Genomic DNA, 15,541 nt, shown 5'->3' with positions numbered 1-15,541 from the left:
TAGGGTTAGTTATCGAGTGCTTTCCATGCCGCTTGGGTCATTTGCATCTGTTCCCACCATCGTTCAGAGGCAATGATTTGTCCTTCTTCATCAATTATTGGGTAAGATAATCCCTTGCGTTTACAGGCTTCGGCGAAAATAGGATGTCCACCTTCGAATAAGAAACGTTGACGACGGCTTTCATCTATACGGGGAGCGTTATACATTCCGGCTAATTGACGCTGGCGTTGTGCTTCATATAATACAACAGAACAGGCGACGGAAACATTTAACGACTGCACCATGCCTACCATCGGTATGACAATATGTTGGTCTGCCATTTCAAGCGCAATATCTGAAGCACCAAATTTTTCTTGGCCTAAAATAATAGCCGTTGGCTTGGTGTAATCGATTTCACGAAAATCAACAGCGTTATCAGAAAGGTTGGTGACTAAAACTTGCATGCCTTGCTTTTTTAATGCGTCAATTGCGTCGCTCGTTTTACTGTAGTTGTGAACATCTATCCAGTTTTGACTACCCGCCGCACTGCCACCACGGACTTCCATTTCATCACTTTTCCATATCGCATGCACATCACTAACGCCAATGGCGTCAGCGGTGCGAACAACGGCGGCAAGGTTATGTGATTTATGTACTCCTTCCATGCAAACCGTTAAATCTGGTTGGCGTTTATCGAGCATCTTATTTATTCTTTCTAATCTTTCAGGTGTCATTACACTTCACATTTAAACTTTATGGTTCATTGTCTAAATAAATTTAAACAAGTCACTTATAAAACATAAGCTCATTGTTTAAATTTATTTGACGGCTTCCCCTAAAATTTAACTGTTATGTGTAACACTTATATTTAAGGGGTAATATACTTTAACGTTTAACGCTTGAATTAACCTACGTTAGGTAATTCCATCACGCCATCAATTTCAATTAATACGTCTTTTGGCAAACGAGAAACTTGCACCGCAGCACGGGCAGGGTAAGGTTTTTGAAAGTACTGACTCATTACCTCGTTAACGGTTGCAAAGTTAGCTAAGTCCATCATGAAAATATTCACTTTAACCATATCGTTAATATTACCACCAGTGGCTTCACATACGGCCACAAGGTTTTTGAATACTTGGTGAGTTTGCTCGGTAAAGTCATCAGACACAACCGCCATTGTTGCAGGAACGAGTGGGATTTGACCGGAAAGATAAACAGTATTATTAACTTTTACTGCTTGGCTGTATGTGCCGATTGCACTGGGTGCGTTATCTGTACTGATAATTGTTTTCATAATACTTCCTACTAGGTAATTTGTTAAATATGATTGACTATTTGTTACGAACTACACGCTGAACATCAATCATTACTTTTATTTTTCGAATAATATCGGCTAGATGCACTCGGTTACGACAGGTTATTTCCATGTCAATGGCATAGAGACCTGAGTCTTTTTCACCAGAATTTAATGTATGAACGTTTGATTCACACTTAGCGACAACATTGGTTAAAGCCGCTAATGCACCTTGATGATTCATTATTTCAATACGTAATTTTGCAATGAAGTCTCGGTTAATGTCGCTGTCCCACTTCACTGGAAATAAGCTACCTTGTTCATGACCTTTAATGTTTCTACAGCCTTGCTGATGGACCATCAAACCTTTGCCAGGGCTTAAGTAAGCAAGAATGGTATCCCCAGGAATAGGACGGCAACATTTACCATAGCTTACCAACATACCTTCAGTGCCTTTTATTGGCATTTTTGTTTTGCTGTTCGGATCGGCGAAGCCACTTTCAGCACTGTCTATAGTAAACTCATCGGTTAATCGCCTTGCAATACCGATGCTTAACGCATTACCTAAGCCTATATTGACGAGTAGGCCATCAAGATTGGTATTACCTGTTTCCTTCACAACTTGATCAATTTTTGTTTGATCAATATCTTCAATCTTAACTTTACCTAAAGCATGACTCAACAAACGACGCCCTAAACCATAAGATTCTGTTTGTTCTTGTGAACGCAGATAAGTACGAATTTGTAAGCGTGCTTTAGCTGTTACAACAAAATTTAACCACGTTGCATTAGGTCGAGCGGCAGAAGAAGTAATAACCTCAATGGTTTGCCCTGAATCAATAGCTCTACTTAATGGATAAGGCTTACGATCAACCTTAACACCGACACATGAATTACCGACATCAGTATGAACGGCATAAGCAAAATCGACTGCAGTTGCGCCCATGGGTAATTCAATGATGCGTCCGTCTGGCGTAAAGACATAAATTTCTTCAGGAAATAAGTCTGACTTTACATTTTCAATAAATTCAAAGGAACTACCGGCACTTTGTTGTAGTTCTAATAAACTTTGCATCCAACGACGCGCTTTCATTTGAGCTGTGGTGCCACTCTTATCGCCGTCTTGTTTATACAACCAGTGAGCTGCAACCCCTTTGTCTGCCATTTGATCCATATCTTGCGTACGAATTTGAATTTCAACAGGGATACCATGTGGGCCAATCAGCGAAGTGTGCAGCGATTGATAACCGTTGGTTTTTGGAATAGCGATATAATCTTTAAAGCGGCTTTCAATCGGTTTAAATAAGTTGTGCACGGCGCCAAGTGTTCGGTAACAATTATCAATTTTATTTTCTACGATGACACGAAAAGCGTATATGTCCATGACTTCGTTAAACATTAATTCTTTGTTGAGCATCTTTCTGTAGATGGAGTAAAGGTGTTTTTCTCGACCAATAACTTGCGCATCAATACCACTTTCTTTAAGGCGAGCAGTGATTTCTTGTTGAATGTTATTAATAATTTCTTTGCGATTACCACGGGCTTTTTTTACCGCCGACTTTAACGCACGTGCACGCATCGGGTAAAGGGCCTCAAAACCTAAAACTTCTAATTCACTTTTAATATCGTGAATACCCAAGCGGTTGGCAATAGGTGCATAAATTTCTAATGTTTCACGGGCAATACGTCGACGTTTATCTGGGCGTAAAGATTCAAGTGTACGCATGTTATGTGTGCGGTCGGCAAGCTTAATAAGAATTACGCGAATGTCTTGCACCATGGCAAGTATCATTTTACGGAAGTTTTCTGCTTGCATTTCTTCTTTATTATCAAACTTTAATTTATCAAGCTTACTCACGCCTTCAACTAATTCCGCAACGGTATAGCCAAATAATTCGGCTAACTCGTCTTTAGTTACTGGCGTATCTTCAATAACATCATGGAGTAATGCTGCCATTAAGGTTTCGTGGTCCAAGTGCATTCTTGCTAAATTCAAAGCAACCGCTACCGGATGAGTGATATAAGGTTCACCGCTTGAACGCATTTGCCCTTCATGCGCTTCACGCGCAACGAGGTAAGCTTGTTTTAATAAGTCAATTTGTACTTTAGAAAGATAGCTTGAAACAAGTTCTTTTAATGGTTCAAAAAGGTACACGCATTAAATCCTTGATAATTAAGCTGAACGGAAATATTACCGCCAGTCAATGCTTTGAGTCAGCATTACACAATACGTTATTCGTTAAATACTGACAATAAAAAACGCGTATCATTAGTCATGATTACGCGTTTAGTTTACATCTTGTCGCTATAAGGCGACAAAAGATTTTATAGCTGTGGTTGAGCGCCACCAACAATGGCTGCTACAGCGGCTAGCTCTGCAGAATCTTGCTGAACTTGTTCATGACGATCGCTACTGTTCATTACTTCAGTTGTGATTAAACCGGCTTCAATTTCACGTAAAGCGATAACGGTTGGCTTGTCATTTTCTGGATCCACTAAAGGCTCTTTACCGCCTGTGGCAATTTGACGAGCACGACGAGATGCGATTAACACCAAATCAAAACGATTGCCTACTTTTTCTACAGCACCTTCAACAGTTACGCGAGCCATTTGGTTACTCCAACTTAAAATTTATAAAATAGTGCCGTAGTTTACTGGGCTACAGCCGATTAAGCAAGATATAGTTCTATTTTAGGGGCAATAATGACACAGTAATGTTAGTCCTTTAATAATTCTTCAAACATCGATTGATGCGTTATTGCTTGTTGCTGACACCTTAGACGTTGGTTGTTAACGATGGTGGTTAATTCACTCAATGCTTGAGTGAAGTCGTTATTAACAATAATGTAGTCGAACTCAGTATAGTGTGAGCACTCTGCTTTTGCTTGTGCCATTCGAGACTTAATGGTGGCATCGCTGTCTTGACCACGATTCTTAAGGCGATTTTCAAGCTCTACTTTTGAGGGCGGGCTAATAAAAATCGTGGTAACACTGGGTTGTTTTATCCGTACTTGCTTGGCACCTTGCCAGTCGATATCAAGAAAAACATCAATACCTTGAGCAAGTTGCTTATCTATCGCAGATGCTGAGGTACCGTAATAGTTACCAAAAACTTCAGCATACTCATAAAATTCATTTTGTTTAATCTGCTTTTGAAATTGGTCAACACTAATAAAATGGTAATGTTCGCCATTATTTTCACCCGGACGAGGCGCTCGTGTGGTGTGAGAAACCGACACTTGCATCGGTCTGGCCGATTCTTGAGATAATAAGGCTTTAATTAAACTAGATTTTCCTGCGCCACTAGGTGCAGAAAGAATAAATAAATTACCGGGAGTTGTCACAATATTGCCTTTTAAAAGAGGTAAACACATAAATAATGTACATTATAACGAATTGATAAGGTATTTCACCCCTAAAGTTGCAGTGTTCTGGGGGGATATATAGGATATGAGAATTAAAAAAGCCAGCTTTATTGAGCTGGCTTAACGTCGGGGTTTACCTATTGATTTTTATCAGAAAAACTAGCTTTCCCAGTTTAAGATAACTTTACCAGAAAGGCCTGAACGCATGGTATCAAAGCCATTTTGAAAATCATCAATATCAAAATGGTGAGTGATAATAGGTGATAAGTCTAAACCTGATTGAATTAAACTCGCCATTTTGTACCACGTTTCAAACATTTCACGGCCATAAATACCCTTAATCGTCAAACCTTTAAAAATGACCTGACTCCAATCAATAGCCATATCTTGACCTGGAATACCGAGCATGGCTATTTTGCCACCGTTATTCATGTTTTCTAACATTGCAGTAAAGGCCATAGGGACCCCTGACATTTCCATACCGACATCAAAACCTTCACTCATACCCAATTCGGTCATCACATCTGTTAAGTTTTCTGTACTTACATTTACAGCACGCGTAGCGCCCATTTTACGGGCTAAGTCTAAGCGATATTCATTAATGTCGGTAATAACAACATGGCGCGCACCCACATGCTTAGCGACTGCTGCGGCCATAATACCAATAGGACCTGCGCCAGTAATAAGAACGTCCTCACCCACTAAGTCAAAAGATAAAGCGGTATGAACAGCATTGCCAAAGGGGTCAAATATTGCGGCTAAATCATCAGAAATTTCATCAGGTAACTTAAACGCATTGTAAGCGGGTATCACTAAATACTCAGCAAACGAACCTGTCCGGTTAACACCTACGCCAACAGTATTGCGGCATAAATGCGTACGACCACCACGACAGTTTCGACAATGGCCACAAGTAATATGCCCTTCACCAGACACCCGGTCACCTAAAGTAAAACCTTTAACTTCTTGACCAATACCCACGACTTCGCCCGCATATTCATGCCCAACAACCATGGGAACGGGAATGGTTTTTTGTGCCCATTCGTCCCAGTTGTAAATATGAATATCGGTGCCACAAATAGCGGTTTTTTTAATTTTAATTAATAAATCATTGTGACCCAATTGTGGTTTTTCACTGTCAGTCATCCAAATGCCGGGTTCCGCTTTTAACTTTGCTAATGCTTTCATCGTGTTTCCTTAAAGAGTAACCTTAGCCAATAATGTTCATTGCTTTGCCGATACGAATAAAGGCTGAAATGGCTTTATCAAGTTGTTCTTTGGTATGAGCTGCTGAAATTTGAGTACGAATACGTGCCTGGCCTTTGGGTACTACCGGGAATGAAAAGCCAATGACATAAATACCCTCTGCTAATAGGCGACTCGCCATTTCGCTGGCTACTTTTGCATCGCCTAACATCACGGGGATGATTGCGTGATCGGCACCGGCACAGGTAAAGCCTGCCGCTTCCATATTCGTACGGAAATAATGGGCGTTATCTTTTAATGTTTTGCGTAACTTGCCACCCTTAGCTAACAAGTCAATCACGGTAATTGAAGCATTAACAATGGCGGGGGCTAACGAGTTAGAGAATAAGTAAGGGCGTGAACGTTGTCGCAACCATTCAATCGTTTCTTTTTTACCTGAAGTGTAGCCGCCTGATGCGCCGCCCATCGCTTTGCCTAATGTACCGGTAATAATATCAACACGGCCCATGACTTCACAGTATTCGTGGCTACCGCGACCTTCTTCGCCGACAAAACCTACCGCGTGTGAATCATCAACCATCACTAAAGCGTTGTACTTATCAGCTAAATCACAAACCGCTTTTAGGTTAGCGATAACACCGTCCATAGAAAACACGCCATCGGTGGCAATTAATTTAAAACGTGCGCCAGCAGCATCAGCAGCAATGAGTTGTTGCTCTAAATCGCTCGCATCATTATTGGCATAACGATAACGTTTGGCTTTACATAAACGCACACCATCAATAATTGAGGCATGGTTTAATGAATCACTGATAATGGCATCTTCAGCACTTAATAAGGTTTCAAATAAACCGGCATTAGCATCAAAACACGAAGAATAAAGAATGGTATCTTCCATACCTAAAAAGGTACTTAATTTTGCTTCTAGTGTTTTGTGAATATCTTGGGTACCACAAATAAAGCGTACTGATGCCATACCAAAACCATGCTCGTCTAAGCCTGCTTTTGCGGCAGCAATGAGCTCAGGGTGATTGGCTAAACCTAAGTAATTATTAGCACAGAAGTTTACAACAGCTTCACCAGTTGTCACGGCAATGTTGGGTTGTTGTGCGGTAGTAATAACACGCTCGGCTTTATATAGGCCGTCTTCTTTAACTTGTTCAATTTGATCATTTAAATGCGCGTAAAAACTTACGTTGTTTGAAGAGTCGCTCACAAAAATTCCTTATTAATAGGTTTGAATAATAATAGTATTATTATCCTAGACCAACTTTTAAGAAAGTGACACTAGTTAAATTAATGCTTATTTCATTAGATAAAATGACATGTCATGCTGTTAAATTGACTATTATTGGTGTCTAATTGGTTTTTAACGATGTTGTTGAGTATTTAACATGATCACAGAAAAAGATGAAGAACTGCTTTCTATATTAAGATGTAATGCCCGAGCAAGTGTTTCCGACATTGCGAGAGCGACAGGCGTTTCACGTACAGCGATACAAAACCGCTTAACCAAGCTAGAAAATAGTGGTGTTATTAAAGCGTATAGTATTGTCTTGGGGAGTGAGTATAGTAATAAATTAATTTCGGCTAATGTCTCACTAAAAGTAAATCCTAATCTAAGACGTAATATTTGTATCGCATTAAGAAAAATTCATAATATCAGCCACATATATTCTATTAGCGGTGAGTATGATTTATTAGCGACTATTCAGGCACAAACATTAGAGAAATTAAATGAAATTCTTAATATGGTTTGTTCTTTAGAAGGGATTGAACGGACAAATTCTTCGATTATTCTCGATACTGTTTTTGAAAAATAAAACCTATGAATAACTTATTTCATTGTTTCGTTAAGCCATGCAGCAAGGTTTTGTGGTAAAAATTTATTACGCCGTAATAAATTGTGTCCTTGGTTAACGCCTTTAAAAACTTGCGTTGTAGAGCTGCTGTCACCATTCCACGAAAATAATTCCTGGGCGGTTAAAAAACTATCGGCATGATGTGCTGAGCTAACGAAGTAAGCAGGAATATCAATTAAATTTTTATAATGCTCCTTTTCCATATGGCTCATTATTGGTGAAAGAATAACAAAGCTGTGGATACGCATTTTTTCAGCTAACCGAACGGCTTCACTTACTGAACAACCACTTGCTACAATTGAGATAGGTTGGTCGTTGCCTATTTGACTGCGCAAATAGTTATAGGCAAAAAGTACATCTTTTTCCCAATACGAGGTGAGCATTGCAACTTCAGCTTGATAACTAACAATATTTTTTACTTGGTGTTTTATCGTCTTGTGAGAAAACGCCGTTGATTCACTATCACCATAGCCTCTAAAGTCAATAGCAAGGGCGTTTACTCCTTTTTTTGCTAATAACTCACCGAGTGTTACATAGCTTTTACTGCTGTGGGAACAGTCATGGAGTAGCAATACACCAGGACCAAGCATATCACCAAGATAATAATCCCCCGATAATAGAAAATCGTCATCAGCAGTGAATTTTATTTGTTGTGCCGCCGTTTTTTTTGTTGTGGACGTTGAAGTAGAAAGATTATTTGTGGGCTGAGAGGACTCTTGCGCAGATAAAAAGGGCACAACAAATAAAAGACTAACAACAGTGATTAAACGACTGCATAACAACTTGTTGTAGAAAATACCATCCATTTTAAACACGACTATTTTATTCCCTTTATCTTATAGAATACAGACGATAACAAACTCCATCGGTTTTGGGTATTTTTATTGTTTGCTTTAATCGCTATACTGAATTCATAAACTACTAAAGAGCTTTTTCTGTGCGTTATCAAATTTCCTTAATGTTATACCGAGTTGTTTTTCTTTGTTTACTACCCGTTATTTGGGTGTTGTTGTTATTGCGTTCAATCAAACAGAAAGCTTACCGACAGAGAATAAGTGAACGTTTTGGTTTTTTACCTCGGGAATTCAAGGCTGGAGGAATTATTGTTCATGCGGCGAGTGTCGGTGAAGTTATGGCGCTGAAGAGTTTCATTACTCAGTTACTTGAAAAAAAACCTAAAAGTGTCATAACCTTAACTACCTTTACCCCAACCGGCTCTGAACAAGTTATAAAGCTTTTTGGTGATCGTGTGCAACATTGTTATTTACCCCTTGATAGTACTTTCTGTGTTGCGGCATTTTTGAATAAATTGAAACCACAGGCTATGGTTTTTATGGAAACTGAACTGTGGCCCAATTTAATTGCGCAAAGTCGCGAACAAGGTATCAAGCTCTTACTGATTAATGGTCGTTTATCGCAAAAGTCAATGAACAGTTATTGTAAGCTTGCTTGGTTAATCACACCGACGATTAATCGTTTTGATAAAGTTCTGTGTCAAAGCCAAGTAAACTATGACAATTTTATCGCATTAGGAGCTGACGTCTCCCGCTGTAAGGTATCAGGCAATGTAAAATTCGATATTAGTGTTAACCAAACGGTAAAAGATAAACAGCAAGAGCTAGCTGGCTTTGTTGAAGACGACCGATTGATTTGGGTGGTTGCTAGTACGCATAAAGGCGATGAAACTATTGCATTAAATGCTTTCGCATTGCTAGTAAAAAACTTTCCACAACTCCTCTTAATTCTTGTTCCTCGTCATCCAGAGCGCTCTAATGACGTGGCAACATTATGCCAAGAGCAAGGTTATGCTTTAGTGCGAAGAAGTAGCAAAGACAAGGTTACAAGCGATAAACAAATTTGGCTACTTGATACGCTAGGAGAGTTGTTACCGACGTGTGCATTAGCGAGTGTTGTTACTATGGGTGGGAGCTTTTCAGACGTTGGCGGACATAATCCACTTGAGCCGGCGTTATTTAAAAAGCCGATTGTGGTTGGCGCTAATATGAGTAATTTTGTTGAGGTTATGCATCAACTCGCTGTGGAGCAAGGTATTATTCAACTGGCTAGGCAAGATGATGCAACAACTGTAACGGTCGCGCATGATTTGTCTAAAGAGGTAGCCGCTATTTTGTCGTCAGAAAAAACGCAGCAAACACTAGGGGATAATGCCTACCGCGTGGTAACACAGAACCAAGGTGCAAGTGCTCGCACCTTGAAACAATTATTGACGTTACTTTAGTGAATTACCGATTCTACTTATAGGTACTAAAACCGATGTTTTGAGGGTGAATCGGTATAAATCATCTTTAATTAAGTTGAGCTTCAAACGTTAAAAACACACTGCCCATTTGTTGGTCTGCTAAAGGCGATTTTGGTGTATTTTCTTGGTGCTCAGCAATTAATAAATATCGCCCAGCTGCTTTTGGCATGAAGTTAATTTCACCTTTTTCATTAGACACCAATGTTAATGTTTGCGGGTTATTGCGGTAACGGGCACCGTCGGCAGTAATTTCTACAGAAACATCTTTCTGCGCTTTACCATTAAACAAAAACTTAAAGGTTACCTTTTCATTTTCAGCAATGTCTGACGGATGAGTTACGGGGATCAATTCTAATAATTGACCATCTGTTTTAAAGTTATCACTTGGGGTGTTCATCGTGACATAGCTTTCAATTCTCGAGTAACGGTAAGTGGTTTTTATCTCCTTCGCTTCGTTAGGCAATTGCCCGCTTAACTCTGCTTTATTAGCGGATAACCTTTTACGGTCGCCATTCATCGTGTAAGAAGTCATGTAAGATGGATGACTATTATTGGTGATTTTATATGTACCAGACTCTGCTAGAAAGTAATCAGCAACACTTTTACGATGGCCCTTATATGTTGATGAGGGTCTTGATGATTTTCCATCAGGTGTGATAATTCTTACTAAATCTGCGCCCATAGCTTTATCAACATTAAAGGTTTCATTTGATGCAGTAATGTCTACCATGATCCATTCGCCTTGCTCGGCAGACAAATTAAAATGTGTCGGTAAAACCCAACGAGAATGAGCGAACGTTTGCGTACTGATTGCACAAGCAATTGTTAGCGCGATAATTTTTTTTAAATTCATTTTTTAATATTCCTAAATCTGTGTGTGGTAGAGGGCTGACTAATATAAAGCCAGTTAAATTATCGAGGCGACACTGAAAATGACATTTCATCCGTTTCATGGGTGGCCGCTAACGTAAAGGTTTCTTTTTCTCCATTTAAGGTAAAGGGCTGGCGGATAATAGAGCGGCCGCCGTTTTCTCTAACCACCTCAATGAATAAAGTGTACTGTCCTTTTTTGAGTGTTGTATTTCTATCATCTTGTGCAAGAAAATTGAGAGGGTACTTTCCTGCGGCGCGAGTAGCAGAGGTTATGCCGTCAACAAATTCAGCATCTTTCTTACCGACTTTTCGCCACCACCGACGAATATCTTTTAACCATTTAGCTTTTTCTCGCCAAAGCAATAATGTACGTACCGGATTTCCTTGTGAATTTTCAATCCAGCTAGCGACATAGGGAGGGTGATATTCACCAAGCTGCTGCTTTAAATTAAGCTCAATGTTTAATTCTGCTGGCGTTGAGTTACTCGGGTTTGCAAAAACGGTAAAATTTATAAAGGTTAAGACAATAAGTAATAATCTAACAGTTTTTATATTCATGTAAGTTCCTTTGTGTAGTCACCAAAGAGGGTGACGTAGATTGTTTTTAAGGGGTTAAGCCCACAATACAGAAGTAAAAATTATCGCTACGGTAACAGCTAAACTCACTGATAATGTTCGATTAAACCGTTTTTGAGGCATGGCTAAAATAAAACCGCTTAGTGCAAAAAAAATGCACAGCACACTGGTTATATCAATGATCCATCCCCAAAAAACAGTGGTGTTTCTTCCTTTATGTAAATCATTCATCAGCGCCCACCAACCATAGTTGGTATATTCAAAAAATAATTCGCCGCTGACTAAGTCGAGAGAAATCGCTGTATTTTTCCCTGCTTTTTTAATGCTGTAAAATAGTTCGTTTTTGCTACTTTCGATAACAGAATGACTTAACGATATTGATAACTTTTGTTCTATCACTTCAGAAATATTGACAATTTGCTGAAGGGATAAAGGAGGATTTTCAATAAGGGCTAAATCAATCATGATTTCTTTTTCTTCAATACTTGCTTTATTTTCACTAAACCACTCGGGATGATTTAAGGTAATCCCCGTCACTGAAAAAAAGAGCAGTAAAGTCAGTAATGCCATCGAAACATAAATATGTATAAGGCGAGAAAAACGTAAAGTATTTTTATTGATTTGCATAAATAACAATAGCTTATTTTGTCTTTGCAGAAGCAACAAATTGATTTTTGTTACTCCTGCCTTCGTTAGTTTAGAATGAAATTTGTGTCGCTAAACGAAAACTTGTGCCGTCTCCAGCGGTTACATTCGATACGCCACCACCACCAAGATAGTCAGTATCAAGTAAGTTTTGGATATTCAGGCGGAAGTTAACGGCTTTATTACTAATAACCGTTTTATAAGTTGCACCGACATCAATGCGTGTATAAGCGTCTTTTGTTATCGTGTTATTGCTATCTGCAAAACGTTCACCTTCGTAAAAGGCGCCAATATTTACAGCAAGCTGGTCATTAAATTCATAACGAGACCAGATTGAAGCTGACCACTGAGGAGCATCAACAGGGGTTTTTCCTTGATAATTTTCATCTTTATCGTATTGTGCGTCTAACTTCATCACCGATGCCATCACAAAAATTTTATCGTTTACTGCACCCTGTGCAGCCACTTCAAAACCTTTATGGCGTTGCTCGCCCGCTTGTTCTGTTCGAGTATCAAAATTTCGATTGTCGTTGATTGCTTCAGTGATTAATTTTCCTGTTTTGGTTATATCAAAAAGGGCTGCTGTTAACAGTAATCGTTCATTAAAAAGTTGCCATTTTGCACCTATTTCCATTTGCTTAGAGGTCATCGCATCGAGCTTCATACCATTGTTGATATCACGATCATTTTCTAATTTTTCGCTTCTTTGCGGTTCAAATCCTTCTGAGTAACTGGCGTAAAACGTTGTTTTTTCATCGGGATGAAATAAAAACCCTGCTTTAGGTAATAATGATTCATTGTTAGCATTCTTTTTACTTTGCTTGTCGTAACGCCCTCCTACCGATACTTGCCACTGGTCATTTAAAGTGATTAAGTCTTGTATATAAACACCGTAATAATCATATGCACTAGAGTATAACGAGTCGTCAGTTTTGTAGCTGATATCAGGTCGAGCAGGTTCTACTTGGTTGGCCGAGTAGTTAATCGATTCGCCATTTACTTTTAGTTGTCCGTAGTAATAGTCTAAAGAATTAGCGCCAATTAATAATTGATGTTTAACATCTGAAAGAGTGAATTCACTGGTAAAATCAATAAAAGCAGTTTTAAATTGCCAATCGTCAAATCGGTCATAGGGCTTTGAAGTATACGTATCAACTTCTGTGAAAATTGATGGCTTCTTCGGAGATGATTCAAAACGTTGGCGTTCAAAATTTTGTTCGTTGTAACCTAAGTTAACCTGCCATTGATCAGACAATGCATAGTTGAAATCAACACCAATATTTTCGACGGTAATATCAGTAAATGCCCAAGACATATCACGAATGGTTTTTTCATTCCCGATGATATTACCCTTTTCGTCTAACCAAGCACCAGTATCTAATCCAGCTTCATCATCTGTTCGGTCATAATGGACGCGTACCATAGCATTGTCTGAAATATCATAATCGATCACTAAAGCGCCTAAAAAACGATCGCGCTGGCGCTGTTCATTATTTTGATAGTTACGTTGATATTTAGCCTCTTGCTTAACGAGTACACCTCTGTAGCGTAAGGATTTATCATCAGTTAATGAACCCCCAGCATCTAGTGAAAATCGAGTAGCCCCCTCTTGGTCAACATCTATACCCAGATTAAACAACGTTTTTGCTGTTGGTTTTTTGGTCACCATATTAACTAAGCCTCCAGGGCCAGACTGACCATACAATATACTCGAAGGGCCTTTTATTACTTCAATGTTTTCTAATATTTCAATGGGTTGTTGGTAATGTGACCAATGTTGGTGACCATCTCTAAGGTAACCATTTGATGAACTTAGTTCAAAACCACGTAAATTAAAAACTTCACGATTACGCTGCTTAGAGCCTGCGGTTAAGCTTGCGTCGTTAGTTAATACTTCGCCTAAAGTCGTTGCGAGTTGCTCTGTTATCACTGAGTTTGGAATAACAGTGACTGATTGAGATGTTTCTAATAAGGAGATATTGGTACGCATTGCGCCATGTGCTTCATCAACTTTATAGTTATTAAAATAACTACCTTTTACTTCAATAACCTCAACGGCGGTATTATTGCCAGAGACTCCATTGGCATTGGATGAGTAAGGCATTAAGCCAACGATAATTGCTAAGCACACAGGTGAATACTTCATTGTTATTCCTAAGAGAAAAAGAGAGAGATAAATTACTTGGTGCGAATACTAATGGTAATGATTATCATTTGCAATAAGTAAGTTGGTTTTATTGTTCTTTTTAATAATGGTCATGCCAGTGAGTTAACTTAGTCTGATGAGCGTTTGCCATGAGTGAAAAATGGAAGCAAGCGAAGATAGGCCTCGTTTAGATAACGTAGGCCTTAGGTCGGATTTTTATTTATTTGGAGTAGATTCGGAGGGGAATTTATTTAATGATAAATTCTGGGTAATAATCGTTAATGAGAAGTAATAACTTTTCTTTCACCTGCGTAAAAGTAATACTGTTCATTAAGTCACTGCCCTTTGCGCGAATGCCCCAAGGTAGATGTTCAAGTTTTTGTTTGTATTGCTCTTGTACCGTATGTTGATAGCAGCTGACGACATAGTTTTGATATAAATAGGGGCCAGTACGATTAGGATTACTGTGTGCATATAAGCCAATAACAGGCGTGTCAACAGTCACCGCCATATGTGCTGGGCCAGTATCAGGTGCAATGACTAAATGAGAAAGTTTAAGAACAGCAAGCAGTTGTTTTAAATTAGTTTTGCCCACTAAATTAACAATATCGCATTTACTGAAGCTGATAATTTCAGTGGCTAATAATTGTTCTAATGTGGTTGGCCCACCACAAATTACCACATGAAAACCTAGCTGGGTTAAATAGTCAGCTGTTTGTGCATAGCCTTCTGCATGCCAGTTTCTTTCTGCTTTACTGGCAGCAGGTGAAATAACGGCAATGGGTTTATTAGACTCTACAGACAATAGCTCACTTGCCCAACGTTCGTTTTCGTCACCGATAGGCATTTCCCAACGAGGACTCTCGGTAGGCACACCAATAGCTTTTGCAAACCCCATAAAACCATCAAGTACATGCGGCTGGTGTTGAGGTGCTATCTGGTGATTCGTGAACAGCCATTGACCTTCTTTCGCACGTTTACTGTCGAAACCTATTTTTACTTTTGCTTTGATACACCAGCTGGCTAAGCTAGCACGCAAAGCAACTTGCATATGCAATAACACATCAAACTTTTGATGCGCAAGTTCGGCTCGTAAATTTTGATATCCCTTAAAACCCGCTTTTTTATCAAAAATGACAAATTCCACGTTGGGTAACCCTTGCAATAAATTAGCTTCAACTTTTCCTATTACCCAAGTGATTTTAGTTTTTGGGTAATAATGTTGAATTTGTTGCACCATAGCTACGGCATGACAAACGTCTCCAATAGCGGATAAACGTAATAAACATAAATTTTTTGGCGCTGTTAATTGACCCAGCATAAAGGAATCACCAC

At 39.1% G+C, this 15,541-nt stretch carries 15 protein-coding genes; 2 read left to right on the top strand and 13 right to left on the bottom strand.

Features of this window, described 5'->3' with window-relative positions:
- Window positions 1-5 precede the first annotated feature (5 nt).
- The 7 genes from trmH to H4J73_RS12540 form a co-directional block, all read right to left on the bottom strand.
- A complete protein-coding gene (gene trmH / locus H4J73_RS12570) occupies window positions 6-713 on the bottom strand; it encodes a tRNA (guanosine(18)-2'-O)-methyltransferase TrmH (RefSeq protein WP_182182332.1) in 708 nt (235 codons plus the stop codon).
- Window positions 714-883: 170 nt separating this feature from the next.
- Window positions 884-1,276 carry a RidA family protein gene (locus H4J73_RS12565; protein ID WP_182182373.1) on the bottom strand — a complete coding sequence of 131 codons (393 nt, stop codon included), beginning with the start codon at window positions 1,274-1,276 and terminating at the stop codon, window positions 884-886.
- Window positions 1,277-1,310: 34 nt separating this feature from the next.
- Window positions 1,311-3,428, bottom strand: a complete 2,118-nt coding sequence (gene spoT / locus H4J73_RS12560) for a bifunctional GTP diphosphokinase/guanosine-3',5'-bis pyrophosphate 3'-pyrophosphohydrolase (RefSeq protein ID WP_182182331.1) — start codon at window positions 3,426-3,428, stop codon at window positions 1,311-1,313.
- A gap of 170 nt (window positions 3,429-3,598) precedes the next feature.
- Complete coding sequence (rpoZ, locus tag H4J73_RS12555) at window positions 3,599-3,883, bottom strand: DNA-directed RNA polymerase subunit omega (RefSeq protein ID WP_182182330.1); 285 nt, start codon at window positions 3,881-3,883, stop codon at window positions 3,599-3,601.
- Between the two features lie 107 nt (window positions 3,884-3,990).
- Entirely contained in the window at window positions 3,991-4,620 is a 630-nt protein-coding gene (gene gmk, locus H4J73_RS12550; RefSeq protein WP_310649609.1) for a guanylate kinase, read from the bottom strand.
- A 177-nt stretch (window positions 4,621-4,797) separates the two neighbouring features.
- A complete protein-coding gene (gene tdh, locus H4J73_RS12545) occupies window positions 4,798-5,826 on the bottom strand; it encodes an L-threonine 3-dehydrogenase (protein WP_182182328.1) in 1,029 nt (342 codons plus the stop codon).
- Window positions 5,827-5,848: 22 nt separating this feature from the next.
- On the bottom strand, window positions 5,849-7,060 hold the full coding sequence (locus H4J73_RS12540) for a glycine C-acetyltransferase (protein WP_182182327.1): 1,212 nt from the start codon (window positions 7,058-7,060) through the stop codon (window positions 5,849-5,851).
- A gap of 178 nt (window positions 7,061-7,238) precedes the next feature.
- Here H4J73_RS12540 and H4J73_RS12535 point away from each other — a divergent pair, with 178 nt between their 5' ends.
- Window positions 7,239-7,667 (top strand): Lrp/AsnC family transcriptional regulator, encoded by a 429-nt coding sequence (locus H4J73_RS12535; protein WP_182182326.1) that lies wholly within the window; start codon window positions 7,239-7,241, stop codon window positions 7,665-7,667.
- A gap of 14 nt (window positions 7,668-7,681) precedes the next feature.
- Here H4J73_RS12535 and H4J73_RS12530 read toward each other — a convergent pair whose 3' ends face one another.
- Window positions 7,682-8,521 carry a hypothetical protein gene (locus tag H4J73_RS12530; RefSeq protein WP_182182325.1) on the bottom strand — a complete coding sequence of 280 codons (840 nt, stop codon included), beginning with the start codon at window positions 8,519-8,521 and terminating at the stop codon, window positions 7,682-7,684.
- 122 nt (window positions 8,522-8,643) lie between these two features.
- Between H4J73_RS12530 and waaA the strand changes: the two genes are divergently transcribed.
- Window positions 8,644-9,945: a lipid IV(A) 3-deoxy-D-manno-octulosonic acid transferase gene (gene waaA / locus H4J73_RS12525; protein ID WP_182182324.1), complete on the top strand. Its 1,302-nt coding sequence runs from the start codon at window positions 8,644-8,646 to the stop codon at window positions 9,943-9,945.
- Between the two features lie 67 nt (window positions 9,946-10,012).
- Here waaA and H4J73_RS12520 read toward each other — a convergent pair whose 3' ends face one another.
- The 5 genes from H4J73_RS12520 to H4J73_RS12500 form a co-directional block, all read right to left on the bottom strand.
- Window positions 10,013-10,819 (bottom strand): DUF4198 domain-containing protein, encoded by an 807-nt coding sequence (locus H4J73_RS12520; protein ID WP_182182323.1) that lies wholly within the window; start codon window positions 10,817-10,819, stop codon window positions 10,013-10,015.
- A gap of 59 nt (window positions 10,820-10,878) precedes the next feature.
- On the bottom strand, window positions 10,879-11,397 hold the full coding sequence (locus H4J73_RS12515; RefSeq protein WP_182182322.1) for a DUF2271 domain-containing protein: 519 nt from the start codon (window positions 11,395-11,397) through the stop codon (window positions 10,879-10,881).
- Between the two features lie 54 nt (window positions 11,398-11,451).
- Window positions 11,452-12,042 (bottom strand): PepSY-associated TM helix domain-containing protein, encoded by a 591-nt coding sequence (locus tag H4J73_RS12510; RefSeq protein WP_182182321.1) that lies wholly within the window; start codon window positions 12,040-12,042, stop codon window positions 11,452-11,454.
- Window positions 12,043-12,112: 70 nt separating this feature from the next.
- On the bottom strand, window positions 12,113-14,206 hold the full coding sequence (locus H4J73_RS12505; RefSeq protein ID WP_182182320.1) for a TonB-dependent siderophore receptor: 2,094 nt from the start codon (window positions 14,204-14,206) through the stop codon (window positions 12,113-12,115).
- A gap of 247 nt (window positions 14,207-14,453) precedes the next feature.
- Window positions 14,454-15,527 (bottom strand): glycosyltransferase family 9 protein, encoded by a 1,074-nt coding sequence (locus tag H4J73_RS12500; RefSeq protein WP_182182319.1) that lies wholly within the window; start codon window positions 15,525-15,527, stop codon window positions 14,454-14,456.
- Between the last annotated feature and the right edge of the window lie 14 nt (window positions 15,528-15,541).

The organism is Colwellia sp. MB3u-41, from assembly GCF_014076845.1.
Lineage (GTDB): Bacteria > Pseudomonadota > Gammaproteobacteria > Enterobacterales > Alteromonadaceae > Colwellia_A.
This window is presented reverse-complemented; position numbering and strand designations above follow the sequence as displayed.